This is a genomic window from Lysobacter firmicutimachus (assembly GCF_037027445.1).
Classification (GTDB): Bacteria; Pseudomonadota; Gammaproteobacteria; order Xanthomonadales; family Xanthomonadaceae; genus Lysobacter; species Lysobacter firmicutimachus.
In genome coordinates this window covers 2,087,503-2,113,819 of record NZ_JBANDL010000002.1, presented here as the reverse complement: position 1 = coordinate 2,113,819, position 26,317 = coordinate 2,087,503, and the positions used below count along the sequence as shown (strand labels likewise).

Annotated in this window: 19 protein-coding genes and 1 pseudogene; 10 read left to right on the top strand and 10 right to left on the bottom strand. The window is 68.8% G+C overall.

The window, feature by feature from the left end:
• Nucleotides 1-4: 4 nt before the first annotated feature.
• Nucleotides 5-481, top strand: a complete 477-nt coding sequence (locus V2J18_RS09290; RefSeq protein WP_336131628.1) for a helix-turn-helix domain-containing protein — start codon at nt 5-7, stop codon at nt 479-481.
• Nucleotides 482-504: 23 nt separating this feature from the next.
• Here V2J18_RS09290 and V2J18_RS09285 read toward each other — a convergent pair whose 3' ends face one another.
• From V2J18_RS09285 to V2J18_RS09270, 4 genes are all read right to left on the bottom strand, one after another.
• Nucleotides 505-1,797, bottom strand: a complete 1,293-nt coding sequence (locus tag V2J18_RS09285) for a hypothetical protein (RefSeq protein WP_222423805.1) — start codon at nt 1,795-1,797, stop codon at nt 505-507.
• Between the two features lies 1 nt (nt 1,798).
• A complete protein-coding gene (locus tag V2J18_RS09280) occupies nt 1,799-2,176 on the bottom strand; it encodes a hypothetical protein (RefSeq protein ID WP_141233624.1) in 378 nt (125 codons plus the stop codon).
• A gap of 51 nt (nt 2,177-2,227) precedes the next feature.
• Nucleotides 2,228-2,524 carry a hypothetical protein gene (locus tag V2J18_RS09275; protein WP_064750000.1) on the bottom strand — a complete coding sequence of 99 codons (297 nt, stop codon included), beginning with the start codon at nt 2,522-2,524 and terminating at the stop codon, nt 2,228-2,230.
• A 419-nt stretch (nt 2,525-2,943) separates the two neighbouring features.
• Nucleotides 2,944-3,930, bottom strand: coding sequence for an alpha/beta fold hydrolase (locus V2J18_RS09270; protein ID WP_336131627.1), 987 nt, complete (start codon nt 3,928-3,930; stop codon nt 2,944-2,946).
• A gap of 145 nt (nt 3,931-4,075) precedes the next feature.
• On the opposite strand from V2J18_RS09270, the gene V2J18_RS09265 reads away from it, so the two are divergent.
• The 3 genes and pseudogenes from V2J18_RS09265 to V2J18_RS23150 form a co-directional block, all read left to right on the top strand.
• Complete coding sequence (locus tag V2J18_RS09265; protein ID WP_064749998.1) at nt 4,076-4,975, top strand: LysR family transcriptional regulator; 900 nt, start codon at nt 4,076-4,078, stop codon at nt 4,973-4,975.
• A gap of 161 nt (nt 4,976-5,136) precedes the next feature.
• On the top strand, nt 5,137-6,069 hold the full coding sequence (locus tag V2J18_RS09260) for a hypothetical protein (RefSeq protein WP_336131626.1): 933 nt from the start codon (nt 5,137-5,139) through the stop codon (nt 6,067-6,069).
• A 179-nt stretch (nt 6,070-6,248) separates the two neighbouring features.
• Nucleotides 6,249-6,875: pseudogene (locus V2J18_RS23150) on the top strand (VOC family protein); the annotation flags it as partial.
• Between the two features lie 450 nt (nt 6,876-7,325).
• Here V2J18_RS23150 and V2J18_RS09250 read toward each other — a convergent pair.
• Entirely contained in the window at nt 7,326-9,029 is a 1,704-nt protein-coding gene (locus V2J18_RS09250; RefSeq protein WP_141233623.1) for a tetratricopeptide repeat protein, read from the bottom strand.
• A gap of 636 nt (nt 9,030-9,665) precedes the next feature.
• Here V2J18_RS09250 and V2J18_RS09245 point away from each other — a divergent pair.
• Together V2J18_RS09245 and V2J18_RS09240 are read left to right on the top strand one after the other, a co-directional pair.
• Nucleotides 9,666-12,017, top strand: a complete 2,352-nt coding sequence (locus tag V2J18_RS09245; RefSeq protein WP_064749995.1) for a SpoIIE family protein phosphatase — start codon at nt 9,666-9,668, stop codon at nt 12,015-12,017.
• Nucleotides 12,018-12,045: 28 nt separating this feature from the next.
• Nucleotides 12,046-12,438 carry an STAS domain-containing protein gene (locus tag V2J18_RS09240; RefSeq protein WP_336131624.1) on the top strand — a complete coding sequence of 131 codons (393 nt, stop codon included), beginning with the start codon at nt 12,046-12,048 and terminating at the stop codon, nt 12,436-12,438.
• 133 nt (nt 12,439-12,571) lie between these two features.
• Here V2J18_RS09240 and V2J18_RS09235 read toward each other — a convergent pair whose 3' ends face one another.
• Entirely contained in the window at nt 12,572-12,808 is a 237-nt protein-coding gene (locus tag V2J18_RS09235; RefSeq protein ID WP_064749993.1) for a DUF2188 domain-containing protein, read from the bottom strand.
• A gap of 254 nt (nt 12,809-13,062) precedes the next feature.
• Here V2J18_RS09235 and V2J18_RS09230 point away from each other — a divergent pair, with 254 nt between their 5' ends.
• Both V2J18_RS09230 and V2J18_RS09225 read left to right on the top strand, forming a co-directional pair.
• The gene (locus tag V2J18_RS09230; protein ID WP_064749992.1) at nt 13,063-13,578 is read left to right on the top strand and encodes a DUF2975 domain-containing protein; all 516 of its coding nucleotides are present in this window, start codon (nt 13,063-13,065) and stop codon (nt 13,576-13,578) included.
• Between the two features lie 3 nt (nt 13,579-13,581).
• Nucleotides 13,582-13,803 (top strand): helix-turn-helix domain-containing protein, encoded by a 222-nt coding sequence (locus V2J18_RS09225; protein WP_336131623.1) that lies wholly within the window; start codon nt 13,582-13,584, stop codon nt 13,801-13,803.
• Between the two features lie 229 nt (nt 13,804-14,032).
• Here V2J18_RS09225 and V2J18_RS09220 read toward each other — a convergent pair whose 3' ends face one another.
• Complete coding sequence (locus V2J18_RS09220; RefSeq protein WP_336131622.1) at nt 14,033-16,051, bottom strand: M13 family metallopeptidase; 2,019 nt, start codon at nt 16,049-16,051, stop codon at nt 14,033-14,035.
• A 611-nt stretch (nt 16,052-16,662) separates the two neighbouring features.
• Between V2J18_RS09220 and V2J18_RS09215 the strand changes: the two genes are divergently transcribed.
• The gene (locus tag V2J18_RS09215) at nt 16,663-18,171 is read left to right on the top strand and encodes a S8 family serine peptidase (RefSeq protein WP_336131621.1); all 1,509 of its coding nucleotides are present in this window, start codon (nt 16,663-16,665) and stop codon (nt 18,169-18,171) included.
• Nucleotides 18,172-18,727: 556 nt separating this feature from the next.
• The gene (locus tag V2J18_RS09210; protein ID WP_064749988.1) at nt 18,728-19,942 is read left to right on the top strand and encodes a S1 family peptidase; all 1,215 of its coding nucleotides are present in this window, start codon (nt 18,728-18,730) and stop codon (nt 19,940-19,942) included.
• 377 nt (nt 19,943-20,319) lie between these two features.
• Here the strand turns inward: V2J18_RS09210 and V2J18_RS09205 are convergent, their stop codons facing one another.
• From V2J18_RS09205 to V2J18_RS09195, 3 genes are all read right to left on the bottom strand, one after another.
• Nucleotides 20,320-22,929, bottom strand: coding sequence for a reprolysin-like metallopeptidase (locus V2J18_RS09205; protein WP_336133086.1), 2,610 nt, complete (start codon nt 22,927-22,929; stop codon nt 20,320-20,322).
• Nucleotides 22,930-23,548: 619 nt separating this feature from the next.
• Nucleotides 23,549-24,142, bottom strand: coding sequence for a hypothetical protein (locus tag V2J18_RS09200; protein WP_336131620.1), 594 nt, complete (start codon nt 24,140-24,142; stop codon nt 23,549-23,551).
• A 344-nt stretch (nt 24,143-24,486) separates the two neighbouring features.
• Nucleotides 24,487-26,028, bottom strand: coding sequence for a S1 family peptidase (locus tag V2J18_RS09195; RefSeq protein WP_336131619.1), 1,542 nt, complete (start codon nt 26,026-26,028; stop codon nt 24,487-24,489).
• Nucleotides 26,029-26,317: the final 289 nt, after the last annotated feature.

Sequence of the window (26,317 nt, the reverse complement as noted above, 5' to 3'; positions counted from 1 at the left end):
GCCGGTGCCGTGCCTCGATATCGCCCAAGTCGCCCGCGCCTCCGGCGTGCCCGCGTCCACGCTGCGGTTCTACGAAGAAAAAGGTCTGATCGCCTCGCTCGGGCGGCGCGGCCTGCGGCGTCTGTTCGACGCATGCGTACTCGAGCGGCTGGCCCTGATCGCGCTCGGCCGCGCCGCCGGCTTCTCGCTGGAAGAGATCGGCCGGGTCTTCGCCGACGGCGGCCAGACCATCGACCGGCGACTGCTGCTCGCCAAGGCCGACGAACTCGATCGCCGCATCCAGCGCCTGAGCGCAATGCGCGACGGCCTGCGCCACGCCGCTCATTGCCGCGCGCCCAGTCACCCGCAGTGCCCGACCTTCCAGCGCATCGTGCGCGCCGCCGGCAGCGGCGCGTTCGAACGCCGGCAAGCGGACGCCGACGCCGCAGCGCACGGCGCCGCGCCGCCGCGCAAGCGCCGGGCACGCAAGCGCGCCGCATAAGCGCGGGCGCGAAGCCGCAGCGCTCAGAAGCAGACGATGAAGCAGTAGATCTGCGACTTGTCCAAAGCCACCTCGACGGTCTCGCCGTCGCGCGGCACCGTCACTTTCTTTTCGAACGTCGTGCCCTGCTGCACCGTATACGACCAATACGCGACCTGGTCGTTGGAACCGATGTATTGATTGCCTCGGTAGACATCGGTCCGGCCGACGACTTCGGGTCGGTTGACGGTCTTTTCGTAGGAGAAGTTCGCCACCAGCAGGTACTCGCCCGCCGGCATGTTGGTGAACTCCCAGCGCCCCTGGTCGTCGAGGATCTGGGTCGACATGAAGTGCTTGAGGATGTGCAGCGGAATCTGCTCGGGCAGCTTCTTGTTGCGCTTGACCTGTTCGTACCAGGCCTTGAACTCGTCGGTCATCCAGATAAGACCGACCGCGCGGCTGCCCTTGGGCGGGTACTTCTTCTTCGCCAGCGCCGCGCCCTTGAAGTAGGTCTGCCCGCGGATCGTCGAGGTGCCCAGCGGCCGCAGCTCGGCGGTCGCCTCGCGCAGGCTCTTGCCGGCGAAGCGCTTGCCGTCCAGGCAAGCCAGCAAGGCGCCGCGGGCCTGGTCCAGGCCGTCGTAGGCCACCGACACCGCTGGGGCCGCGACCAGCTTCAGCTGCATCTCGTCCTCGCGGTCGCGCATCGACTTGAGGGTCTGGCGGATATCGCCCGCCGGAATCGCGAGCACGCCGGCCGAGGTCGCCGCGTCGCCGGGCAACTGCATGGCGTTGAGGCGGGTGGCCGGCAGATCCTTCTGCACCAACTCCACCTGCACCGGCTGCGGCGAGCGGGAAAAAGGGATGCCGTAACCGTCGAACAGGATGGACGACGCGCGCGAACTCGCAGTCGGCCCGAGAATCGCCAACCCGACCGAGCCGGCCCGCGCCGGCACGAATTTCACTGCGCAGTTCAACCCCGGACGTGCGGCATCTTCGCGCAGCATCCACGCCCCCAAGGACGAGCGGGTGACCAGCTTTGCTTCCCCGGTCTGATCCGGCCTGGCCGCGGTCGCGCCGGCGTCGGCCTGCGTCGCGCCGGCGCCGCCGCACAAACCAGCCCACAGCAGGCATGCCCAAACCGCCTTTCGCCAAACCGCCGCGGCATCGACGCTGTCACCGTAATCGAACATCCCTTGCCTCTTCCTGCGCAGTCCGGTCTGCGCCATGACCAAAAATCTTCGGCCGCGTGCTCCGACCGTCTCGAAACCCTCGCCTGCCGTCGCGGCTGCGATCGGGCGCGGCGGCGCTGGGCGGCATTCTAAGCCCGGCGCCGCCATGCTAAGTGTTGGGCGCCCCGCAGGCGTGCAGCGCATCGACCGACCGCGCCGCCATCGCGCAATCCAGATGCCGGCGCGTCACCATGCCGGATTGCGCGCAGGTGCCCGAGTCCTTGCTGAGCTGTTCCTCGCCCAGCACCGCGGCCGCGTCCATGCCGTCGAGCCGGTAGGTGTGCACGTAGTAGGCCCGGCATTCGGCGGCGCTGACGCCGGTCGATCCCGAGCCCACCACGGCGGTGCAGGAGGCCGAGCAGGCGGCAACCAGAAGAACGACGGCGCGCAATGTTGTTGGCATAACCTTATCCATGACCTTCGAATACCTGAGAAATGCCGGTGGCGGAAGCGGCGCCCGGCGGTTGGCCTGCGCGTCCTTGCGCATGCGCCTTCCTACAGATCCGCGCCCGCCGCCGACGAGGACGCAGCGATGCGCTCACATCGGATTGCACACCGGCGGATTGGTCATGCCGAACGAGAGCAGGTTGCCGCCGTTGACCGTGCAGGCGTACGTCTTGCCGCTCTTGGTCCTGAGGGTCGCGTAGGTATTGACGCCTTCGGTGCGGCGGTTCACAAGGGTGAGGTCCGACGGCGACAGCCCTAGCACGCCGGACGTCTTGGACAGGATGTCCGCGTCGCTGAGGCTGTTGGTTTTCGTGGCGATGGCGCTGCAGCCGGAAACCAAGCCGCAGCCCGCGGCCAACGCGACGAAAACGAAACTCCGGATCCTCATTGCACTACTCCTCGATTAGGGCCTGAAAACACCGTGCGCGCGCCGGCCCGACGGGCGCTCACGGTCTGGGCCATCGCGCTGCGCGGCGGCGGATGCGACGGCTCAGCGACGACCAGGACGGCGAAGCCACGCGGGCTCCGGCATCCACCGCCGGCTTCGCAGCTTGCGATGCGACGCTAGGCTGCCCGGGGCGTCCGAGCCCGCGCAATACGGCCGTGACGAACCGAGCCGGCGCCGGGACGAACCGACGCTTTCCTGCGGCCGGACGATGCGCGACGGACGAACAACGCCGGCCGCATCGGGCTGATGCCGGCAGAAAACGCGACGAAGCGATCGCGTGCCGGCCTGTTGCCGTACGCGCGACCGCTTCGGATGCCGCCCACCGTCCGCGCCGCAAACATTCGGCGCGCGGCGGTCGCTCACTTGCCGCGGCCGACATGCCGGTCGAGGAAGCCGCCGATCTCGCGCGCGATCTCCACGCCGTGCGTTTCCAGGGCGAAATGCCCGGTATCGAAGTACTTCACCGTCGCATGCGGGTTGTCGCGGCGATACGGCGCGGCGCCGGCGGCGACGAAGATTTCGTCGTGGCGTCCCCACAGCACCAGCATCGGCGGCTTGCGTTCGCGGAAGTAGCGCTGCCACTGCGGATACAACGGCAGATTGGTGCGGTAGTCGTAGAACAGGTCGAGCTGGATCTCCTGGTTGCCGAGGCGGTCCAGGCCGGCCTGGTCGTGGGTCCAGGCGTCGCGACTGACCAGCGACACGTCGCGCACGCCGTTGGTGTATTGCCACTGGGTCGCCTTGGCGCTGGTCAGCCAGCGCAGCGCCTCGCGCTCGGCCGGCGCGCCGCTGCGCCAATAGGCCTTGATCGGGTCCCAGAAGCCGGCGATGCCTTCGTCGTAGGCGTTGCCGTTCTGGACCACGATCGCGCTCACCCGCTGCGGATGAGCGACCGCCAGGCGGAAACCGACCGGCGCGCCGTAGTCCATCACGTACAAGGCGTAGCGCTCGAGGCCCAGGCGCCGGGTCAGCGCGTCCACCGTCTTGGCGTAGTTGTCGAAGGTGTAGGCGAAGCGCTCGCGCGGCGGCGCGGCGCTGTAGCCGAAGCCCGGATAGTCGGGGGCGATCACCCGGTAGCGCTGGGCCAGGCGCGGGATCAGGTCGCGGAACATGTGCGAGGAGGTCGGGAAGCCGTGCAGCAACAACAGCGCCGGGGCGTCGGCGGGGCCGGCCTCGCGGTAAAACACCTCGACGCCGTCGATGTCGACGGTGCGATAGCGCACCTGCTCGGCGGCGGGCGCGGTTGCGGTCTGCGCAACCGACTCTGCGGCAGCGGCCGGGAGGGTCTGGACGGCGCTGGCGGCCAACACGGCGGCAGTGGCCAGGTTCAACAGGGTCTTGCTCATGGGGGAGGCTCCGATGGGCCGCCGGCTGCAGCGGGCCCGGCGACCGAAGGGGAAGGTCTGCGCTGCGGGAGCCACTTTGAATCTTTCTCCGGACGGTGATAATCGGCATGGAAGACACTTCACCATTGCCGAATCAGGAATAACCGTGGACCGCCTCCAAGCCATGAGCGTGTTCGCCGCCGTCTGCGACACCGGCAGCTTCGCCGCAGCGGCACGCCGGCTGGGCCTGTCGCCGCCGGTGGTCACCCGCACCGTGTCCAGCCTGGAAAGCCACATCGGCGTGCGCCTGCTGCAACGCACCACCCGTTCGCTGCACCTCACCGACGCCGGCACGCGCTACCTGGACCAGGTCCGGCGCGTGCTGGCCGAGGTCGACGCCGCCGAGGACATCGCCCGCGGCGAACAGGAGCGGCCGCGCGGCCGGCTGGTGATCTCGGCGCCGCTGACGTTCGGCCGCATGCACGTGGCCGCGTTGCTGCGCCGCTATCTGGCCGCCTACCCCGACGTGGTCGCCGAGCTGCAACTCAACGACCGCAACGTCAGCCTGATCGAGGAAGGGGTCGACATCGCGATCCGGCTGGGCGCGCTCGGCGACTCCAGCCTGGTCGCACGCCCGCTCGGCAGCACCCGCCGCGTGCTGGTGGCCAGCCCGGCGTATCTGGCCGCGCGAGGGCGACCGGCCGCGCCGGAAGCGATCGCCGGCCACGACACCATCGCTTTCGGCCCGGTCCATGCCAACGGCGACTGGCTGTTCGCCGACCCGCACGACCCGGCGCGCGAGCTGCGCATCGCCATCGCCGCGCGCCTGTCCACCAACAGCGCCGAGGCCGCGATCGACCACGCCCGCGAGAGCGGCGGCCTGGTCCGCGCCCTCCATTATCAGGTCGCTGCGCACCTGGCCACCGGCGAACTGGAGGTCCTGCTGCCCGAATTCGAACGTCCGCCGTCGCCGATCCATGCGGTCTACCCCAGCGCGCGCATGCTGCCGGCGCGGGTGCGGGCGTTCCTGGACCTGGCCTTGGCGGACGGGGTGCGTGCGTACTGAAGTCGCCTCGGCCTCCGCGGTTTCGCAAAAAGAAACAGTTGCGCGTCAGCGTCCGACTTAGACTCGGCGCCTGCGCGCGCCGTGCTGGCCCTTCAGGCGCGCTTCAACGACACGGCCCCCCCGCCGCATCGCTCATCGAGTCGACCCAACAGGATTCCACGATGCACCGCCGCGATCTGCTCCGACTGGCCGCCCTGTCGCCCTTGCTCGCCGCCGCCGGCCGGCTGCCCGCGGCAGCGGCGCCCGCGCCGACCGATCTGATGCCGGCGTTCTGGCGCGCCTACGACGCCGGCCGCGCGGCCGAGGATCGCGCGCGGGCCATCGGCCAGGCGTTCTTCGCTCCCAACGCCGAGCTGTACGCCGGTGCCGGGCTCAAGCCTACGCCGGAACGGTTGGCCGCCTGGCTGCCGCAGTTCGACGCCATCGCCGAACCTGCGCGCCGCCTCAGCCAGGGCTTCGCCGGGCACTACCGGCGCCACGTCGAACACTTCCAGCGCGAGTTCCCCGATTTCCAACGCGAGCGCGCGCCGATCTACCTGATGCCGTCGCTGTTCAACTTCGACGGCCACCTGCGTCCGTGGCAAGGCAGGCTGCCGTTGTTCGTCGGCATCGACGGCATCGTCCGCTACCACGGCGCCGACGCCAATCTGTCGGTGTTCCTCGACCACGAGTCCTTCCACCTCTACCACGGCCAACTCGTGCCCGAATTGCTGATGGACGAGCAACCGCCGGTCTACGGCTCGCTGTGGATCGAAGGCCTGGCCACCTACGTCAGCGAACGCCTCAACCCCGACGCCAGCCGGGTGCAGGTGCTGCTGGACGACCGCAAGCTGGCCGCGGTCGACGACGCCACCGTGCGCGATCTGGCCGGCAAACTGCTCGCCGTGCTGGACTCGACCTCCGCCGACGACGCCAACCGTTTCTTCGGCGCCGGCCACAAGGGCCCGGAACCCGCCCGCGGCGGCTATCTGGTCGGCCTGAGCATCGCCCGCCGCATCGGCCGCGACCGGCCGCTGGCGGAACTGGCGCGCACGCCGTTGACGAAGCTGCGCGCGTCGATGCAACAGCAGTTGCAGGCACTGGCCGCCGGCTAGGGCTGAGCGCTGTCGCGAATCGAGCCGTCGCGCCGGTTGACCGCCTGCATCGCCCGTGCCCTCGCGTCCTCGATCCGCACCGATCGTCCTTTCGTGCCCGTCGCCGTCCGTCCGTGCGCGCCGGCGCGGCTGCGCCTCCGCGAAGCTGTGCGCCATCGCAACCGCACTCGGAGACGGCCATGAAGACGCAATCCAAACCATCCATCGCCCTGTCCCTCGCCCTGGGCGGCGCCCTGCTGCTGGGCGCCGGCCCGGCCGCGGCCGGGCCAGCGGCAACGCCGGCCTCGCCCGCCGCCGGCAGCGACATCGACCACGCGCTGGTCTGGGGCCGCCGCATCGACGAGATCACCTCGGCGATGACGGTCAAGCTCGGCTTCCAGGTGCGGCCGGGCCGCACGACCGGCGGCGTCGCCAATCGCTATGTGCGCTTCGGCGACCGCAGCTACCTGGAATTGTTCGCGATCGAGGGCGCGAACCCGCAGTTCGATCCCGGCATGCAGGCCGACCAGAAGGCGTTGCGCGGCGGTGTCGGCGCCCACACCTTCGGCCTGCGCTCGGCTGCGCTCGACGCCGCGCATGACCAACTGCGCCGACAGCGGTTCACCGTCACGCCGTTGTTCACCGCCGCGGCCGACGATCCCGACGGCGACGGTGCGGGACATCCGCCGCGCTGGCGTTTGTTTTCGTTCGACGCGCAACCCTTGTCCAGCAACCTGTTCTTCATCGACTACGCCGCCCTCGCTGCGACACCGGAGCGCGCGATCGACCTGCGTGTCGGCCCGCAGCACCCCAACGGGGCGTTGGCGCTGAGCGGCCTGTGGCTGCTTTCGGCGGACGTCGAAGCCGACCGCAAGCAGTTCGAACGCATGGGCTTCACCGGCATGAGCCCGGTCCGTCTGCCGCAAATCGCGGCACGCGGCTATTGCGTGCCGGTCGGCGGCAAGCGCGTGCTGGCCTTGCAGCCCGACGGCGAAGGCGCCGCCGCGGATGCGCTGCGCCGACGGGGGCCGCAGTTGCTGGGCGTCAGCATCGCCGTCGCCGACCTGCAGCAGGCCCGTTGGCGGGTGGAACGCGGCTACGAGACTCGCCTCGGGCTACCGCGGCGCCTGGGGCGAGGCCTTTCTGGCCCCGACCGTGGACGATCTGGGCCTGCTGGTCGAGTTCCATGCCGCGCCCCAAGCCGGCCCTGCCTGCGGCAATGCCGGGCATACGCTTCGCGCGCAGAACCACTCCGGCTAGGCGCGCGTCCGCATCGGCTACATCCGCGAAGCGGTCAGCGTGACGTCGGCATTGCGCCAGGCCGCTTCGAAATCGCGCTGCGCGGCTTCGGCCTCGGCCTGCTTGCCTTGCGCGCGCAGGCTCTGCGCCAGCCCGAACAAGGACCAGCCGTTGCCGGGATTGCGCAACAGTTCTTCGCGATACACGCGCTCGGCGTCGGCGCCGCGGCCGGCATCGAGCAGCACCGCGCCCAGGCTTTGGCGCACCGGCGCGTGCCAGCCCGGCGGTTCGTCGTAGGGGATGCGGTCTTCGATCGCGATCGCTTCGTTCAAGGCCGAAATCGCCGCATCGCGCTCGCCGCGCGCCGCGGCCAGCTCGGCGGTGACCACGCGCTCGGCGATGCGCGAGGCGTGCGACAAGGGATAGCGGTCCCACATGGTCAACTGGTCCATCGCCGGGTCGCTCGCCAACGGCCGCAACGCGTCGAGGTGACGCTGCGCATCGCCCAAGCGGTTCTGCCGCACCGCCGCCATCGCCTGGGCGTAATGCCACACCGTGGTGACGTAGGGCAGATCCGCTGCCGGGTTGGGCGCGCCGGCGATCTCCTCCCAGCGGCCGAAGCGCACCCGTTCGAACCACGGCGTCATCCAGAAGTGCTGCAGGCCGGCGAAGCCTTCCTTGCGCATCAACTCCGGCAGGTGGGTGCGCTCGGCGGTGGTCGCCGCGGCGCGCTTGGCCAACGCGCCGCTGCCTTCCATGCTGGAGGCGAACCAGAGGAAATGGTGGTTGTGCGGCACGTAACCCAACGGGTACACGCCCTGGGTGTAGCCGCGGCAAACCGCGAGATACGCGTCGTCGGCCTCGATCGCGCGCTGGTTGGCCACCACCGCATCGTGCCAGCGCCCGACGCGGGCGTAGATGTGGGCCGGCATGTGCACCAAGTGACCGGAGCCGGGAATCAGCTCGCGCAGGCGATCGGCGGCCGCCGCTCCGCGCTCGGGCGCGGCCGACGCCTCGACCGCGTGCACGTACAGATGCAAGGCACCGGCATGATCGGGGTTGCGCGCCATCACCGATTCCAGGGTCGACACCACCTCGGCGGTATTGCCCTTGGGCTGGCGCTTTTCGTCGTAGTAATCCCAGGGTTGCAGGTCCATCAGCGCTTCGGCGTGGAACACGGCCGCATCCAAGTCGTCCGGGCGCAGCCGCACCAATTCGCGCGTGGCGTCGGCATAGGCCTGGTCCAGCGCGCGCCGGTCGGCCGGCGGGTCCTGCGCGTAGCGCGCCGACAGGGCCTGGATGAAAGCGCGTTCGCGTTCGCTGGCTTTCGGCGCCAGCGTCTTGGCGCGCTGCAGGCGGGTCCAGGCGTCGCCGTTGTCTTCCGGATTCATCGCCGCGTTGACGTGCGGCCCTACCACCAGCGACGCCCCCCACCAGCACATCGCACAGTCCGGATCGAGTTCGATGGCCTTGAGGAAAGACCGCTCGGCGGCGTCGTGGTTGAAGCCGAACGTCAGCATCAGCCCCTGGTCGAACCAACGCTGCACCTCGGGGTTCTTGCTGGTGATCGGAAAACGATAGTCGCCCAAGCCTTCCAACAGATGCGCACCGACCATCGCCAGTTCCGGCGGCGATACCGCTTGCGCCGCCGGTCCTGCCTCCTCGGGCGTGGGTTTGCGGCAGGACGGGAGCGCCAGCGCGACGGCGCAGGAGAACACGAGAATGCGCAGAACGGGTTTCATGGTCGGGCCTCGAACGGGCATGCGGCGACGCAGTGGTCGTGCTGGCGGCCCGGCGCCGTTGCGGCGCCGCCCCTGGCCGGAGGGCACGACCGCCCTCGTCTGTAACCGACGCAATCTGGCTGCGGAAGGCGCCTCGCATCGGCATCGAGCGCATCCTACTCCGGCGCGCCGGGCGTGACGCCGCACCGGCCGCTCTGTCCGACCGGCGGTCCCTGCGCCCCCCGCTTCGCGCGAGGCGAAAGCGCCATGCTGCAAAAACGCATCATTCCGGGCGCGAACGATCGCCTCGGCCGCCGTGTCGCCGAAGATCGGCCACAAGGCGCGCCGAGCGCCGACGCATCGATGCCGATCGCCCGCGCAGCGCCAGAAACGACGCCGCGGAGCACACGGCGCAGCCGCGGCGGTCCGGGGGCACAAGCCGCCGCCACTGGCCGGCCCCAACGCACAACCCCCGCCCCGACGACGACCGTCGCCGGCGCATCCGGGCGCCGGAGAAACCATGACCGCGCTCGGTTTTTTTGCCGTGCTTGAGGCTATGCTCGCGCTGTCCTCTGGGAGCCGCCGATGGACCGGACCGAGCCAGCCGCCGTTCCGCCCTCGCCTCGCGCTGCGATCGCGAGCGGCGAGCTTCCTCCGGTGTCGTGGCGCGACAGTCTGCGCACCAAGCTGATGCTGTGGTTCGGCCTGCTGGTCGGCGTGCTGCTGTTGCTGGGCTTCGTCGCCGCCTTTCTGATCGCACGCCAGCTCATCATCGCCGGGGCCCAGGAACGGACGCGCTACGAAGCCGCGCAAACCGCCGCGCGCCTGCATGCATCGATGGAATCGGTACGCATCACCGGCGCCAGCATGATCGGCATCTTCGACAATCTCGCCCTGGACCGCGAGGCGACCATCAAGACCCTGCAGGCCCTGCTGGACGCCGACGCCAGCACCGTCGGCGGGTTGATCGCGCTCGAACCCGGGGTGCTGCCCGACGGTGCGCCGATGGCCTACTACGTCGGCGTCGAACGCCGCGGCGTCGCCGACCGCGATCTGATCGCACTGGGCTACAACGTCGCCCAGCAGCCCTGGTACCGGCGCACCCTGTCCGCCGACAAGCCGTGGTGGTCGGAGCCCTACTTCAACGAAACCGCCGGCGGTCATTGGATGACCACCTTGAACCTGCCGCTGCGCGGACGCCACGGCGCCCGCCTGGGCATGGTCAGCCTGGACGTGCCGATCGCACGCTGGTCCGACCTGGTCCAGCCGCTGCACCGTATCCGCGGCCAGCGCCCGGCGCTGTTCGCGCCGGGCGGCACCATCGCCCTGCACGCCGACCCGAAAGCGGCGCTGAAAACCACGCTCGACGGCTACATCGCCGTTGCCGGGCGCAGCGATCTCCAGGACATGTCCGCCGCGCGGGCGCAGGGACGGCGGTTCGCGTTCACCCATGTGCTGCCGACCACCGGGGAAACCCGCTACTCGGTGCTGGAGCCGATCGCCGACACCGGCTGGGCCCTGCAGGTATCGATGTCGCACAAGCCGCTGCTGGCCGAGCTCAAGCGCACCATCGTCCGCCTCGCGTTGATCGCAGTGCTGGCCCTGCTGCTGTGCGCGCTGCTGGTGCGGCGGATGGCGGCGCGGATCACCACGCCGCTGAGCGACCTGACCGGCTCCGCCAGCCATTTCGCCGACGGCGAATTCGATTATCCGCTGCACCAGACCGATCGCCGCGACGAAGTGGGGGTGATGGCGCGCGCCTTCGACAACGCGCGCGGCTCGATCAAGCGGCAGATGGTCGAGATCCAGGACATGAGCACGGCCCGGCAAAAGCTCGAAAGCGAACTGGATATCGCCCGCGAGATACAGCTGGCGATGCTGCCCGGCGCGCGCGTGCTCGGTACCGACGGTTGGCGCCTGCAGGCCAACGCGCGGCTGGAGCCGGCCAAGGCGGTCGGCGGCGACTTCTACAGTTTCTTCGAACGCGACAGCCACACCCTGTGGTTCGCGATCGGCGACGTGTCCGACAAGGGCGTTCCGGCGGCGTTGTTCATGGCCCGCACCATGACCGTGCTGGAGATCGCGGCCGGGCTCGGCGGTTCGCCGGAAATCGCCTTGAAGGAAGCCGCGCAGCGCCTGCTCGAGGGCAACGACACCTGCATGTTCGCCACCGTGCTATGCGGACTGATCGATGCGCGCAGCGGCGAGTTCGCCCTGGCCAGCGCCGGCCACGAGCCGCCAGCGCTGCTCGGCGCGGATGGCAGCGCGCGATTCATCGAGCTGCCGTCGGGGCCGCCGCTGGGCGTAGCGGTGGCCGAGCACTACCCGATCTGGCGCGGCCGCCTGCGCAGCGGCGACGCCTTGGTCGCCTACACCGACGGCGTCACCGAGGCCTTCGACGCCGAGCAGCGGCCGTTCGGCAACGAACGGTTGCTGGCGAGCCTGCGCGGCACCGCCGAACCGGGCACCCTGTGCGGCAACCTGGTCGCCGACGTGCACCGCTTCGCCGCCGGCGCGGCGCAATCCGACGACATCACCGTCTTGTCCTTGCACTGGTCCGGCGGTGGCGACGATGCCTCCGGCATGCGCGCGGCCCTGCATTTCCTCGCCCCGCAAGATCGCGCGCGGCTGCCGGACGTGTTCGCCTCGGTCGAGGCGGCGTTGGCCGAAGCCGGCGTCGAACGCGAACGCATCGGCGACGTGCGCCTGATCGTCGAGGAGGTCATGTGCAACGCCATCGATTACGGCGGCCAGTCGGGCGGACACGAGGTCAGCCTCGAACTGGGCATCGGCCGCGACCGCGTCGACCTGCTGTTCCGCGACGATGGGCGGCCGTTCGATCCGCTCGCACAAGCCCCGCCCGACCTGGACGCCGACGTCCAAGACCGTCCGCTCGGCGGCCTGGGCCTGTACCTGATCCGTTCCCTCGCCGACGAGGCCGCTTACGCCCGCGAAGGCCGCTACAACGTGCTGCGCATCGTGCTGTTACGTCCCGACGCCGGCGAGTGACGCCGGCCGCCCGAACCAGGAGCCACGCATGGACTTGACCATCCGTATCGATCCGGCCACCGCACAGAGCCAGCGCGTCAGCCTGGCCGGACGTCTGGACACCGCCAGCTACGCCGAGCTGGACCGGCAACTGGCCCCTTTGCTGGCCGCCGATGTGCCGTCGCTGGTGCTGGACCTGGCCGGCCTGGAGTACATCAGCTCCGCCGGCATCCGCTCGATCTTCCGCGCACGCAAGGCGCTGGCCGGGCGCAACGGCAAAGTCGTCGTGGTCAATCCGCAGCCGCAGATCCAGAAAGTGTTCGACCTGGTCAAGGCCGTGCCGATGGAGGAGATCTTCAGCAGCGTCGCCGAAGCCGACGCGTACCTCGACGCCATGCAACGCAAGGTGCTGCGCAAAGGACAGGATGAGGACGACGATTGAAGCCCGGGGACGGCATCGATCGGCAAAGATCGAGTCCGCCCCCCTTCAGCCAAGGGGGACGGGATGCAGGCACGGTCCGTGCACGGCGAAAACCGCAGCGGCGAAGCCGCCGCCGTCGCAACCGGCGCCGGATTCAGTGCTTGCGGTCCTTGGGCGGATGCGGATCGCTGCCGTAGCTGTCGCTGTCCTGGATGCGCCCGTCGCGCCCGTGGCTGACGACCTCGACGTGATCCTTGCGGCCGAGGTTGCGCGCGGCCGCCAGGGCCGCGGCCTTGGTGTCGTGGATCGAGCTGGCGCGGTCGCTGCCTTCGCGCCGGACCGCCCAGCCGTCGCTGTGCGGCACGACATGGATGTCTTTCTTGCTCGACATGGCTTCGTTTTTCCTTGGAGTGGCGGCCCGCACCGCGCGGACGCCCGCATCCGAAGCCACGCAACGGTGCGCGGCGGGCGGCCGACCGTCCGTCGGCGCGCTCGGCGGCGGTAGAGAAAGCCGCCCTGTCGCGCCGCGCCGCCGGCCCCCCGGCCAGGAGCCGACGGACGGTCGCGCTCAGCCCCCTGCGGCACTTGAATATCGTTTTTCGATAAATTATATATCGATTCACGATATACCCAAGGAGCCGTGCCATGTCCCGCCCGCCCAACGCCCTGCCCCTGGCCCGCCTGGTGATCCGCGGGCTGATCGTCCTCAACGCCCTCTACGCCTTCGCCATCGCCGCGCTGCTGATCGCGACCCTGGTCAACCCGAAGCTGATGTTCGACGCTCTCGGCGCGACCTACGCCCACCTGCACAACGCCCTGCGCGCGGTGGTGCTGCTCGGCATCCTCGGCGCCTATCTCGTCCACCGCGTGCTGCGCGAGCTGCTGGCGATCGTCGATACCGTGCGCGACGGCGATCCCTTCGCCGCCGGCAACAGCCGCCGCCTGCAGGCGATCGCCTGGTGGGTGCTGGCCGGCGAAGGCGTGCGCCTGCTGATCGCCAGCGTCGTCTACGCCGCCGCCAAGTCCTCGCCGGGGCTGAAGATGGACATCGACGTCGGCTTCTCGTTCGCGCCCTGGCTGGCGGTGCTGCTGCTGTTCGTGCTGGCGCGGGTGTTCGAACAGGGCGCGCGCATGCGCTCCGACCTGGAAGGCACGGTGTAAGCCATGGCGATCGTGATCCGCCTCGACGAAAAACTGCACGAACGGCGCATGACCCTGACCGAGCTGTCCGAACGCGTCGACATCACCTTGGCCAATCTGTCGATCCTCAAGACCGGCAAGGCCAAGGCGATCCGCTTCTCCACCCTGGAGGCGATCTGCGCGGCGCTGGAATGCCAGCCCGGGGAGCTGATCGCCTACGATCCGACGCCGCCACCGGAGGAGTGACGGTGTGGCTTCCAGGACGCATGACGCTGAAGTCTCCGGATGCCCGCTTTCGCGGCATGACGTCAGGCAGTCCTCGCGGTCCGACGGCCGAGCGGCAGGCGGGTTTCGCGGCGCGGCGCCCAAATCGTCAGCCCCGCGAAGCCGGCGATCGGCGGCATGACCGCAGTGTCTCGGGAACCCGGCCAGGACGCACAACGCCCCGGCCTTCGCCGCTGTACGAGCGCGTGTCTCACCACACCTCGCAGCGCTTCGCCTCCGCCCGCACCATCGCATCCCCCGCCTTGCACTGGAACGCCTGCTGGAACGCCGGCAGGTTCGACAGCGGGCCGTTGACGCGGTACTTGGCGACCGGGTGCGGGTCGCCCTGGATCATGGTGCGCTGGGTCTCCATGCGGGTTTCGTCGCCGCGGAACTGGCCCCAGGCGATGAAGAACTGCTGCTGCGGCGTGAAGCCGTCCAAGGTCGGTTCCGGCCCCTTGCCCTCGCGCGATTTCAGATAGGCGCGGTAAGCGATCTTGGCTCCGGCCAGATCGCCGATGGATTCGCCCAACACCAGCTTGCCGTTGTGGTGCACGCCGGGCTCGATGAAATAGCCTTCGAACTGATCGACCACGCACTGGCCCTTGGCCGCGAACTGCCGGCCGTCGGCCGGCGTCCACCAGTTCTTCAAACGGCCTTGCGCGTCGAACTGCGCACCCTGGTCGTCGAAGCCGTGGCTGATCTCGTGGCCGATCACCACCCCGATCGCGCCGTAGTTGACCGCGTCGGTCGCGTCCACGTCGAACGCCGGCGGCTGCAGGATGCCGGCCGGGAACACGATCTCGTTCTGCAGCGGGTTGTAATAGGCGTTCGACGTCGGCGGCGTCATGCCCCAGCGGCTGCGATCGGTGGGCTTGCCGACCTGGCTGCGGTTGTCGGCCACGTTCCAGCGCGAGGCCGCGACCACGTTGTTCCAGGCCGAGTCGCGGCTCACCGCGACGCCGTCGTAGGTTTTGAACTTGTCCGGATAGCCGAGCTTGGCGACGAAGGTCGAGCGCTTTTCCAGCGCCTTTTGCTTGGTCGCATCGTCCATCCAGTCCAGCTCGCGGATGGTGTCGTCCATCGCCGCGAGGATGTTCTTGACCATCTCCTGCATGCGCGCCTTGGCCTGCGGCGGGAAATACTTCTCCGCGTACTTCTGCCCCAGCGCCTCGCCGAGCTGGTTGTCGGTGAGTTCGGCGCAACGCTTCCAGCGCGGCTTGATCTGGGTGGTGCCGGTGAGGAACTTGCCGTTGAAGGCGAAGTTTTCCTCCACGAACGGCGTCGACAACGAGTCGGCCGCGGCATGCAGCAACTGCCAGCGCAGGTAGGCCTGCCATTGCGGCAGCGGCGTCTTGGCCAGCTCGCGGTCGAATTGCTGCAGAAACTTGGGCTGGGTCACATTGACCGCGGCGCGCGGCATCTGCGCGGCGTCGAAATAGCCGCTCCAATCGAAGTTCGGCGCCAGCTTGGCCAAATCGTCGAAGCCGGTCGGGTTGTCCTGCAGCTTGGGATCGCGCAACTGCACGTTGTCCAGCGAAGCCTCGGCCAGGCGCTGCTCGAACTCGAATACCGTCTGCGCATCGCGCTGCGCCTGTTCGCCCGGGGCGCCGGCCAGCTCGAACATCTTCGCCACGTGCAGCAGGTACTTGGCCCGCGCCTCGACGAAGCGCGGCTCGGTCTTGAAGTAGTAGTCCCGGTCCGGCAGCCCCAGGCCGCCGGCGTAGAGATGGGCGATGGTCTTGGACGGCTCGCGCAGGTCCTCGCCGGCGAACACCACGAACGGCACCGCGATGCCGGCCGCGTGCAGCTTGCCGATCTCGCGCTGCAAGCCGTCGCGGTCGCCGATCGCGCCGATTTCGTCCAGCCAGGGCCGCAGCGGTTCGACGCCGAGAGCGTCGATGCGCGACTCGTCCATGCAGGCGGCATAGAAATCGCCGGCCAACTGCCCCGCGCTTCCCTTGGGCCAATCGTTGCGCGCCGACAGCTCGGTCAGGATGTCGCGCACGCGCTCCTTGTTGACTTCGCCCGACTGCCAGCGCCGGCTCCAGCGATCCATGTAGTCGGGGATCGGGTTCTGCTGGCGCCAGGCGCCGTTGGCGTAGTCGAAGAAATCATCGCAGGCCTGGCCGCCGCGATTGATGTCGCCGGGTTGGATCCCGTGCAGGGCGCCGGCGGAGGCGGTGGAAACGGCCAACAACGCAACGAGCGGAACGCTGGACTTGACCACGGCACGACTCCTGTCGAGGGGTCCGGCCACTATAGCCAGCGCCCCGCCGCGCACCCGTCCCAGAAGTCCCGGTTCCGCATTCTGCCCCTGTAGGAGCGGCGTAAGCCGCGACCCACCGCAGCGGTGTACGCAAGCGTCGTGTCCGAGACCCCGAACCTCGACGCGCACGCCGGTTATCGCCCGAATGGCCTGACCTTGGCTGCAACGCTGTCGAGAACCGCTGCGTTTGTCGCAGCTTACGCCGCTCCTACAAGGGGCGGTCTCGCCGCCATCCGATGCGGTATCGGTGCACTGCACAACGATTCGTCCGGCGCCGCGACCGCACACGCGATCCAACCGCTCACCCTGCCACGTCTGCATCTACCGCAGCGCCGCCGCCGCCCGCCGCGGCGCCTTCAAGCCGTGTGCGCGATCCCGTTTCGCGCAGCGCGAAACCACGCCCGGAACGCAACGGCGAAAGCGTGATCCGACTCAAGTCAGGGCACATAGCCGGGTGAATACTCTCGCCGCCGGATCGCAGTTGCAGCCGTAGGCCGATCCCACACCGGCCGCGAAGCCCGGACGCGTGTTGCTTCGCATGACGACACCTCCCCATCATCCAGGACCCACTCATGCGCTCTTTCGCTCGTACCGCGCCGGCCCGCCGGCTGCGCCTGTTGCCGCTGCTGCTTCTCGCCGCCCTGCCGGCCGCCGCGCCGCCGGCCGCGCCGCCGGCCGATCCCGCCGCGCCGTCGGTGTTCGCCAAGCCGTTCAAGACCACGCTCGGCCGCTACGACTCGCGCGAGGTCATCGAGGTCAAGTTCGTCCGCGACAGCCAGGTCAGCCTGCAGGGCGGCCGCCCGACCTCGGCCAAGTACGGCCGCCTGGCCGCGTTGGAAAGCCTCACCGGCGGCGCCGGCCCGGTATCGGCGATGGAACCGTTGTTCCGCGCCGATGCCGCCACCCTGTCCAGCCTGGCCAAGAGCGCGCAGCCGCAGGCCGGCAACGCCCAACCCGACCTCAGCCAGTGGTTCCGCCTGCGCCTGCGCCCGGGGCAAGACATCCGGCGCGTGATCGACGAACTCAACGCCATGGGCATCGTCGAGATCGCCTACCCCGCGCCGCTGCCGGTGCCGCTGCCGGCCTCGCCCGCCTACGACGGCAACCAGCACTACAAACTGCCCGCCGCGCAGAGCGGCATCGACAGCGACTACGCCCGCACCCAGCCCGGCGGCAACGGCGCCGGCATACGCGTGCTCGACATCGAATACAGCTGGAACGTCAACCACGAAGACCTGTCCAAGCTGCGCCTGGCCGGCGCGCAGGTGCGCAACGGCACCCCGCGCGATCCGTTCAACGACAACAACCACGGCACCGCGGTGATGGGCGAACTGGTCGCCGACGCCAACGGGATCGGCGTCACCGGATTGGTCAACGGGGCCAGCGCGCACTACACCAATGCGATGAACACCGAGCGCGGCTACGACCTGGCCAACGCCATCCTCACCGCGGCCAACTTCCTGCGCGCCGGCGACGTGATTCTGCTCGAACAGCAGGCCGCCGGCCCCAGCGGCTGCAGCAACTACGTGCCGGTGGAATGGACGCCGTCGGTGTACGACGCGATCGTGGTGGCCACCAACAAGGGCGTGCACGTGGTCCAGGCCGGCGGCAACGGCAACATGAACCTCGACAACACCGCTTGCTTCGGCTCGCCGTTCCCGCGCAGCCGCCCGGATTCGGGCTCGATCATCGTCGGCGCCGGCGGCCCGCGTTCCAACGCCTGGTGCAGCGACAGCGTCGCCGAACGCGCCAAGCAACCGTTCTCGACCTACGGCCGCCGCGTCAACGTCCAGGCCTGGGGCCGCTGCGTCACCACCGCCGGCTACGGCAACCTGTACAACGGCGGCGTCAACGCCTACTACACCAAGACGTTCTCCGGCACCTCCAGCGCCTCGCCGATCGTCGCGTCGGCGGTGGTTGCGCTGTCGGGCATCGCCAAGCAACGCGGCATCACCCTGACGCCGCGGCAGATGCGCGACCTGCTGATCGCCACCGGCACCCCGCAAACCGGCGCCGGCGGCCAGATCGGCCCGCTGCCGGATCTGCGCGCGGCGATTTCGCGGGTCAAAGCCATGCCCTGAGTGGGTACTCCCAGCGTCCCGCTCACGCGGGGCGCTGGCCCCCTTGTAGGAGCGGCGTGAGCCGCGACCACGCAACGCGCAGAGCGACCCACGCCCGCCGCCGCGATCAGAAACCACGCCGTATCGCGGGTAGGAGCGGCGCGAGCCGCGGCGGCGGAGCTTCCGTCTCGCGCCGAACCTCTATGCCAGCCCACCGACCGATCCGCTCGCTCCATCGCCGACAGATTGTTCGTCGCGTTTCGTCTTCCGCATCGGTCGCAGATGGATACGACGCGAGCCCCACGCCTCGCGGTCGCGACTCGTGACCGAAGGAAGTCCCCGTGGGACGTCGCTCCTACCTCGTAGGCCGCTCCCCATTCACGATCTTCATCCAAGCGCTGCTGAACCCGCACGCAAAACAGGCACTTGGTCGCACTTCCAAGGTAGGGACGCCATCGCACCGCCCCGTTCCATTCATTGCGGCCCACCCGAGCGCTCCCAACCGGCTCATCCCCGCCCGCTCCGAACCGGCCGCATCGCTGTCCGCATCCCTTCTCTGCCCTAGGAGCTTTTGGATATGCGCAAGATCAGTAAGTCGGTTCTCGCTGCAACGGCGGTCATGATGGTGTCCGGCGCGGCCTTCGCCGCCGACGACATCGCCCCCGCCCTGAAGACGGCCATGCAGCGCGACCTGGGCCTGTCCGGCAACCAACTGGCCCAGTACCTCAAGGCCGAACGCCTGGCCGCGCAGCAGGAGAAGGCGCTGGCCAAGCAACTGGGCCGCCACTACGCCGGCGCCTGGCTCGAGCGCAAGGCCGACGGCTCGTTCGCCTTCGTCGCCGCCAGCACGTCGATCAAGGCCGCCAAGGCCGCGGCCGGCGTGGAAACCCGCCAGGCCCGCCACAGCCTGGCCGCGCTCGACCGCGCCAAGGCCCAGCTCGACAGTCAGCTGGCGCGCAACGGCAAGGCGCCCAAGGGCGTGTACAGCTGGGCGGTCGACCTGCCCAGCAACAGCGTGATCGTCGGCGTCGCGCCCGGTGCGGAAGACGCCGCGGTCGACTTCGTCGCGCGCAGCGGCCTGGACAGCGATACCGTGCGCTTCGAAACCCTGGCCGAGGCGCCGCAGCGCCGCATCGCCATCCAGGGCGGCCGCGGCTACCTGCGCGATCCGGGCGACGGCTACGTCTATGCCTGCTCGGTCGGCTTCTCGGTCACCAAGGGCACCACCAACGGCTTCGCCACCGCCGGCCACTGCGGCGACACCGGCGAAGTGGTCTATCACGAAGTCTCGCAGTGGACCCCGGGCGTGCGCCTGGGTTCGTTCGCCGCCTCGACCATGCCCGACAACAACGAAACCGGCCCGGACCGCGGCTGGGTCCAGGTCGACAGCACCCACACCCTTTCGGCCAGCGTGTACGGCTACGGCAACGGCGACGTCAACGTGGTCGGCAGCACCGAGGCCGCGGTCGGCGCCGCGCTGTGCCGTTCCGGCCGCACCAGCAGCTGGCGCTGCGGCGCCATCCGCAGCAAGAACGTCACCGTGTCCTACGTCGACGACGCCGGCAATCCGGACGGCACCGTCACCGGCCTGACTCAAACCACCGCCTGCTCCGAAGGCGGCGACTCCGGCGGTTCGTTCATCACCGGCGCCGGCCAGGCGCAGGGCGTGCTCTCCGGCGGCAGCGGCAGCTGCAAGGGCCGCCAGGGCCGCACCGGCGGCGGCAACAGCTATTACAGCCCGATCAACCCGATCCTGAGCGCGTACTCGCTGACCTTGAAGACCACGCCGTAAGTCATCGCGACTGTAGTGGCAAACCGAGCGCCCCGGCCATCCGGGGCGCTTTTCCGCTCTTGTAGGAGCGGCGTGAGCCGCGACAGGGAACGCGCAGAAACCCCGATTCCCGGCGCCGCCATTAGAAACCGACCTCTGCCGTTGCGGTCGCGACTTGTGACCGGAGGAAATCCCCGTGGGACGCCGCTCCTGCTCTTTGAAGCGTCGGTTGCAGGGGATGGCGACGCGAAGGTGGGGCCCGCGGTCGCGGCTTACGCCGCTCCTACCTTTTGGAGCATCGGTTGCAGGGGGTGGCGACACGAATGGGAGGGGTGCCGAGGAAGAAAAACGCCGCCCGAAGGCGGCGTTCTTCCTGCATCTGCCGGACCCCCAAGAACTTACTTGTTCTTCGGCACCACCACCGTGTCCGCATCGCTGACGTCGTTGCCCGAGCCGTCCGCCGCGGTGTAGGTCGCGGTGTACACGCGGCCGTCGCCGTTGCCGGCGCGCTCGGCGCGCAGGTCGAACTGCAGGTCGGCCGTGCCGATCGCGGCGTTCTGGATGTCGTTGACGGTGTCGCCGTCGCCGTTGCCGTTGTCCGGCTCGTCGCTGGTCACGCTGGTCAGGGTGTAGGCCACGCCCGGACAGTTGTCCTTGGCCACCACCGTGGCCCAGATCGGCGCCATCTTGTGGTTCGGCGGCCACAGCTGATCCGGGCTCAGGCTGACGTCGATCGTCGGCGGCGTGTCGTCGACAATCTGCGCCACCGCGGTGTCCTGAGTCGACAGGCCGCAGGCGTCCTGCGCGGTGACGCGGACGCTGAGCTGCGCCGGCGAACCGGTCAGCTCGGACACCACCACGCTGCCGCTGACCCCGACTTCCGTCGCCGAGACCTGCTGGATATTGATCGTCGGCGTGCCCAGGGTGAAGTTGTTCGCTGCTTTGATCAACTCGACCGAGACATCGCCGGCCAGCACCCCGCAAGTATCGGTGGCCTGGGCGCTGAATTGCACGGTGAACTCGCAGGCCTCGTCGACCGCACCGCCGGCGGTATCGACCGCAACGCTGGGCGCGGTATTGGTCACGCTCAGGTCTTGGTCGTTGATGTCGAAGAAGATATTGCCGACCGACTGCAGCTTGATCCGGTTGTCCGCACCGCCGGCGCAGGGCACCACGAACGAGGCCGCGCCGTCGTTGGCGGTCGCCGCGATCAGCGTCGTGGCGAAGTTCTGCCCGCCGTCGCTGGAGAACAGGGCGCTGACCTGCGGCGCGACCGAACCGCCGCCGACCTCCCAGCTCAACGGCACCGTGCAACCGGCGCCCAGCGCGCCGCTGTTGGGCGCAGTGATGAAGAACGGACTGCCCGACACCTGGATGTGCATGCCGTCGTAGGCCACACCGCCGCCGCCCATGCGGTTGTCGCGCGCGATCAGGCGGAAGTTCATCTCGCGGTCGACCTGCGGCAAGATTTCGCCGGCGCGGGTCACCCCGTCCAGCAGGTCCTGCAGGTTCGGGATGATGCGCGAGCTGGACGCGCCCGGCGGCAGCGAACGCACCAGCGGCCCGTCGCCCGGGTCGGTATTGATCGGCCGCTGGGTCACCGCGCGGTCGAACTGCTCCCAGTTGTAGGTCAGCGCATCGGCGTCCGTCGCCGAGCCGGTCAGCTCGAACGGCGTCTGCCGCGGGATCGTGTAGTCGCCGCCGGCATCGACGTTCGGCGGCAGATTGCCCGTATTCACCAGCGTGCCGCAGGTGGCGCCGTCGCCGCTGAACACGTTGGTGACGATCTCGTCGAAACTGCGCGAGTGGAAATACGAACCGGCGCCGATCGCCGAAGTGTCGACATCGTCGGTACCGCAGTTGCCGTTGTACGACATGCGCGTGGTGCCGCTGCCCGGCTCATAGCCGCTTTCGCTGTCGCCGGCCAGGAACTCGTTCAGCGTGCAACTGCCGTCCGACCCGGTAAAGGTATGCCGCGCGCCGAGCTGGTGGCCGACTTCGTGCGCGAGCAAGCCGCTGGCGCTGTTGGCGCCGTTGTTGCCCATCTGGCCCGCGCCGCGGCCCTTGTGCAGGGTGTCGTCGGTGGTCAGGCAGACCACGAACCAGGCGCAGCCGCTGGCGCCGTTGCCGCCGCGGGTGGCGAACAGGAAGCCGATGTCGTAGTCCGCGTCGTCCAGCACCACCTTGTTGTTGTCGCGATTGGCGTCGCGCAGCGTGCAGGGGCTCTGGGTGTTGTCGAACGGGTCGGTGTCCGGATCGCTGTAGATCACGTCGTCGCTGGCATCGGCCACGACCAGGCGCACGCTGACCTCCGGCTCCAGCACCGCATTGGCGCCGGCCAGATCGGCGACGATCGACGACAGCACGTCGGCCGCGCCGCCGCCCGCGTCGCGGGCCTGGTAGAACTCGCCGGTGGTCGACGCCGCCAGCCGGTAGATCCGCAGCTGCGTGCCCGCCGAGACTTTGGCGTTGGCCTGGATCTGCGACACCAGCGCAGCGGAGAACCGCGGCACCGGCGTACCGTGGTGATCGTCGTCCTGATGGAAATCGTTGGCGCCGTCGGTGCGGTCCTGATCGCGGTAGCTCAGGTAGACCCGGCCGTTGGCGGTTTCGACCGGCTCGACGCGCAGGATGCCGTCGTCGGTCTGGCCGGAAATGAACACCCCGCGGGTGCCGACGGTGATATGGCCGGTAAAGCCCTCGCGCTCATCCTCGAACACGTACGTCTTGATCTGCGGATACTGGCCTGCCAGCACCGGACCCAACAGCTGGCTTTGCGCCAGCGCGATCTGCACGAAACCGCCGCTCGCGCGCGGCAGATAGATCAGTGTCTGCGCCGGAATCGGCCCGAAGGTCTCGCGCGGCGTGCCGCGCAAGCGCGCTTCCAGCATCATCGCGTCCAGCGTCAGCGGCACGTAGGCGGTCGGCGCGGGGAACCGCTCGGGCAACTGCACCGCCGGCAGGGTTTGCCACATGCCGTCCGGCGAAGCGCCGCCGTTGACCTGCATGGCCGCCAAGGCCAGCGGATTCGGACCGCCCGTCCCCGAGGCGTCCTGCGGCGCACCCGCCGCGTCGTGTTGCGCAGATTCGAACGAAGGCGCCGACATCCGGCTCGCGAACGCGAACGCAGCCAGACCCAACGCGATCAGTGAAACCGCAGCCCAACCCCTCGGGCCGCGCCGAAACGTCGAATGGGTAGTCATGACACAGGTCCTGGTCAACGGGGGAATGCCGGCGCACCCGCGGCAGGAAGCTGGCACGCGGCCGGCACTGGGGGACAACGTCCGCCCCGCGCAGCCTCGGACACCGATCGCAGTTCCGCCAACATCGCGCCCCATTCAGACGACCAACGGTCGCCTTACCGACCGCTCGTCGCCGCCGCGGCTCCTGTAGGAGCGGCGTCCCACGGGGATTTCCTCTGGTCATAAGCCGCGACAAGGAACACGCAGAGAACCAACGCCCGGCACCGCCGCCGGAACCCCGTTCTGTCGCCGCGACGCTCCCGCATCCCCAACAGCGCAAGTCCACGCTCCTGGCGGCGCGAGTTCGTTTGGTTAGCCAAGCCCAGAAAGGCGGTTGCGCACGCTTCCTTGCGCAGCACGCTCGACCGCCCGCAACGCGACCTGATCAGACCGCTGTTTGCACGATGTTTTCCTCGCTCAGCACCGTTTTGTGAATCAGGTAAGCCCAATTCAAGTAAAGGAACTCTGTGCCATCGGCATTTGGCCTGAAGCCATAAAGATGCGGCAACGGGCGCAGCCGTTCGCGTTTCTCCACCAGGACAGCCGCCGTTTCGATGAGCTCCCTTGTCCGGACCACAGCCGCCGCCAGCAACTGGCCTTTGCGTTCGTCGAGGTAAGCCTGAACGGTCAAGTGCGGATAAAGATGTCCCTCATCGATGTTCCGAATGGCGCGTAGCCGCTTATGGAATTCGGTTTCCTGGCCTGACGCCACCCGGGTCCGGATCGTGAACGAGGAGTGGGCCTGCCCCCATTGAACCCGGCTGGCGATGCCGCGCATTCCTGCGCGCCCGTCGAGAATATGCCACGCATCAATCCCGGATAGCAGGTCCAGTTCGTCCCGAAAGTTCTTCTCGGCCACTGCTTCTACCGGGCGTAAGTCGCCGCCTTGTATCAGCGGCAAAGCGGCGATCTGCGGCCACACGATATCCTGGAAGTCCCTTGCGCTGTCGCTCAGTGCCTGGTGAATTTGCGCGTTCATGGCGTCCTGTCCTAGACGATGTCGGCTCGCAGCCGCGGTGGTATGCGCTCAGACGCTCCGCTAGCCCGGTGCCGGAGACCGGGCGTGCGAACCGGCAGCCGGATGCATTTTCGAACCACCTCGCAGCCCTGGCAATGCTGCCGCGCATCCAAGTTCGATCCGGAACACAGTTTTCGGGGGAGGCCGTCGACGTTACTGGACGCCCAGCACAAAAGCGGAGATGCAGTCGAGCGGAACGGTTGAGCTGGGTTTCCAAGAGTCTGCGGGAACCCGCAACGGCGCGGTCGCGGCTTACGCCGCTCCTACAAAGGGGCGACGACAGCCGCCGTCGCCCCTGGCTTGCATCAAGGCTCGATCGTGATCGACGGCGCCCCGCCCTCGCCGCCCGCCTTCGCCGCACCGGCCAGCGTCGTCGCGGTGCAGGTGCTGGTGTGCTGGATCGCATTGGTCGCCACGCCGTCGGCGCCGATCAGGGTCGTGCTCCAGACGAAGGTCGAGGTCGGGGTCGAACCGCTGGTGTTGCATTTGTAGTTGAAAGTCAGCGGCGAAGCGCTGCTGGTGTTGTAGGTGCCGTTGTAATCGCTGCAGGTCCAGCCCGAGGCGCAGCTGACGATCTTGGTCTTGCGCTGCACCGGGAACTTCGGCACGCCCTGGAAGAACACCTGCGCCTGGAAGCTGACGTTGTGCGGCCCGGACACGTTGGGGATGCTGGTCAAGGCGAACTTCTCCTTCAGCAGGGTCACCCCGATCGCGGAGAAGTGATCCACCGGCATGAAGTACAGGTCGTTGTGGGTCGGCGTGCCCGTGCCGCCGCGGCCGTGGACCAGGCCATAGGCGGTGTTGGTGCCGAACACCGGCCCGCCGCTGTCGCCGGCGGCGGTCATCACCTGGTTGTTGGCGTTGTGCACGCGGATATAGGTGCCGACCGAGCCGGCGTACATCGCCTGCGCGTTCTTGTCCGCCACCTCGCCGCAGGTGTAGTGGGTGGTGATGCCCATCTTGCACACCGTCGTGCCCAGCGGCAGGTTGGCCGATGTGGTCTCGCTGGTGATGTCCATCGTCGCCTGCGGCCCGCCGACCAGCTTGATCTGGTTGCTCTGCTCCTGCGCCGTGCCGCCCGACTGCTTGTTCCACTGCAGGTCCAGCGAACCGCCGTTCTGCTCGCTCTGGAACGCCAAGGTCGCATTCGGGCTGCCGATGTAGGTCAGCGCGTTGTCGCAATGCCCCGCCGTGATCACCCCCAACTCGCGCGCCGCGTTGAACACGTTGAAGCCGGTGGTGCAGCGCTGGGTGCTGCCGTCGACCTGATTGCCGCCGACGATCGCGGTCGGCGTCATCAGCGCCGGCACCTTCTGCACCTTGATGTAATCCGCCACCGCCATCAGCCCCGACAAGCGCTTGCCCGCAGCGGCGGTGTCGAGCACGAACAGGTTGATCTGCGACGTCTTGACGTCCACCCCCGACTCGAACGCCACCCCCGACGCACTCAACTGCGCCGCCAGTTCCTCCTGCGCCCCGCGCAGCAGCTCCAACGGCCGCGGCGCCAGTTGCGCCACGAACACCGGGTCCTTCGTATAGCGCGCCAACAAGGCCTTCGGCGTCTTGGTGAACCGCACCACCACCCGATACGCCGGCCGGTGCTCGATATACAGCCCGGCGAACGACTCCGGCAGCTCCCGCTGCAAGCGCTGCTCCAACTGCGCGATCGCCGGCACCCGCGCCAACCGGCGCTGCGCCTCCGACACCGGCACGCGATAGGTCTGCGCGTACGACACCGCGATCGGGTCGCCCCCGACCGGCTGCGCCTGCAGCCCCAGCGAACACAACAGACCGGCCGCCAACGCGGCCGGGACGAAACGCAAAGAACGACGAGATCCAAAATCCATGAGGCAAACGCTCCTTTGGTCGAGACAGGCGGACACCTGTCGTCCGACTTATAGCGGTCGCTGCGAATGCGTATCGGCGCGGACCTGTCAGAACTGACACGGCGATTGGGCGCCGATGGATCGAAACGGAACGGGTGTTCCGGTTTTATGGCCACCCTGTTGTTTTCCGATGGAGGCAGCGCAAAGAGCCTGTCGTCCCGCTGAGCTTTCGCCAATTCCTCTAGCTGAATCTGCCGAAACTCGTCATTGCTACAACCACTGACCGAGACCTGTGCAAGTCTTGCCAGGC

Bases quoted from the DNA above. Each gene is read 5' to 3' on its own strand.
- V2J18_RS09270 (WP_336131627.1), bottom strand. From the start codon at position 3,930: ATGAGCAAGACCCTGTTGAACCTGGCCACTGCCGCCGTGTTGGCCGCC.
- V2J18_RS09235 (WP_064749993.1), bottom strand. From the start codon at position 12,808: ATGTCGAGCAAGAAAGACATCCATGTCGTGCCGCACAGCGACGGCTGG.
- V2J18_RS09240 (WP_336131624.1), top strand. From the start codon at position 12,046: ATGGACTTGACCATCCGTATCGATCCGGCCACCGCACAGAGCCAGCGC.
- V2J18_RS09275 (WP_064750000.1), bottom strand. From the start codon at position 2,524: ATGAGGATCCGGAGTTTCGTTTTCGTCGCGTTGGCCGCGGGCTGCGGC.
- V2J18_RS09250 (WP_141233623.1), bottom strand. From the start codon at position 9,029: ATGAAACCCGTTCTGCGCATTCTCGTGTTCTCCTGCGCCGTCGCGCTG.
- V2J18_RS09230 (WP_064749992.1), top strand. From the start codon at position 13,063: ATGTCCCGCCCGCCCAACGCCCTGCCCCTGGCCCGCCTGGTGATCCGC.
- V2J18_RS09225 (WP_336131623.1), top strand. From the start codon at position 13,582: ATGGCGATCGTGATCCGCCTCGACGAAAAACTGCACGAACGGCGCATG.
- V2J18_RS09260 (WP_336131626.1), top strand. From the start codon at position 5,137: ATGCACCGCCGCGATCTGCTCCGACTGGCCGCCCTGTCGCCCTTGCTC.
- V2J18_RS09210 (WP_064749988.1), top strand. From the start codon at position 18,728: ATGCGCAAGATCAGTAAGTCGGTTCTCGCTGCAACGGCGGTCATGATG.
- V2J18_RS09215 (WP_336131621.1), top strand. From the start codon at position 16,663: ATGCGCTCTTTCGCTCGTACCGCGCCGGCCCGCCGGCTGCGCCTGTTG.
- V2J18_RS09280 (WP_141233624.1), bottom strand. From the start codon at position 2,176: ATGCGCAAGGACGCGCAGGCCAACCGCCGGGCGCCGCTTCCGCCACCG.
- V2J18_RS09285 (WP_222423805.1), bottom strand. From the start codon at position 1,797: ATGGCGGCGCCGGGCTTAGAATGCCGCCCAGCGCCGCCGCGCCCGATC.
- V2J18_RS09200 (WP_336131620.1), bottom strand. From the start codon at position 24,142: ATGAACGCGCAAATTCACCAGGCACTGAGCGACAGCGCAAGGGACTTC.
- V2J18_RS09205 (WP_336133086.1), bottom strand. From the start codon at position 22,929: ATGCAGGTCAACGGCGGCGCTTCGCCGGACGGCATGTGGCAAACCCTG.
- V2J18_RS09195 (WP_336131619.1), bottom strand. From the start codon at position 26,028: ATGGATTTTGGATCTCGTCGTTCTTTGCGTTTCGTCCCGGCCGCGTTG.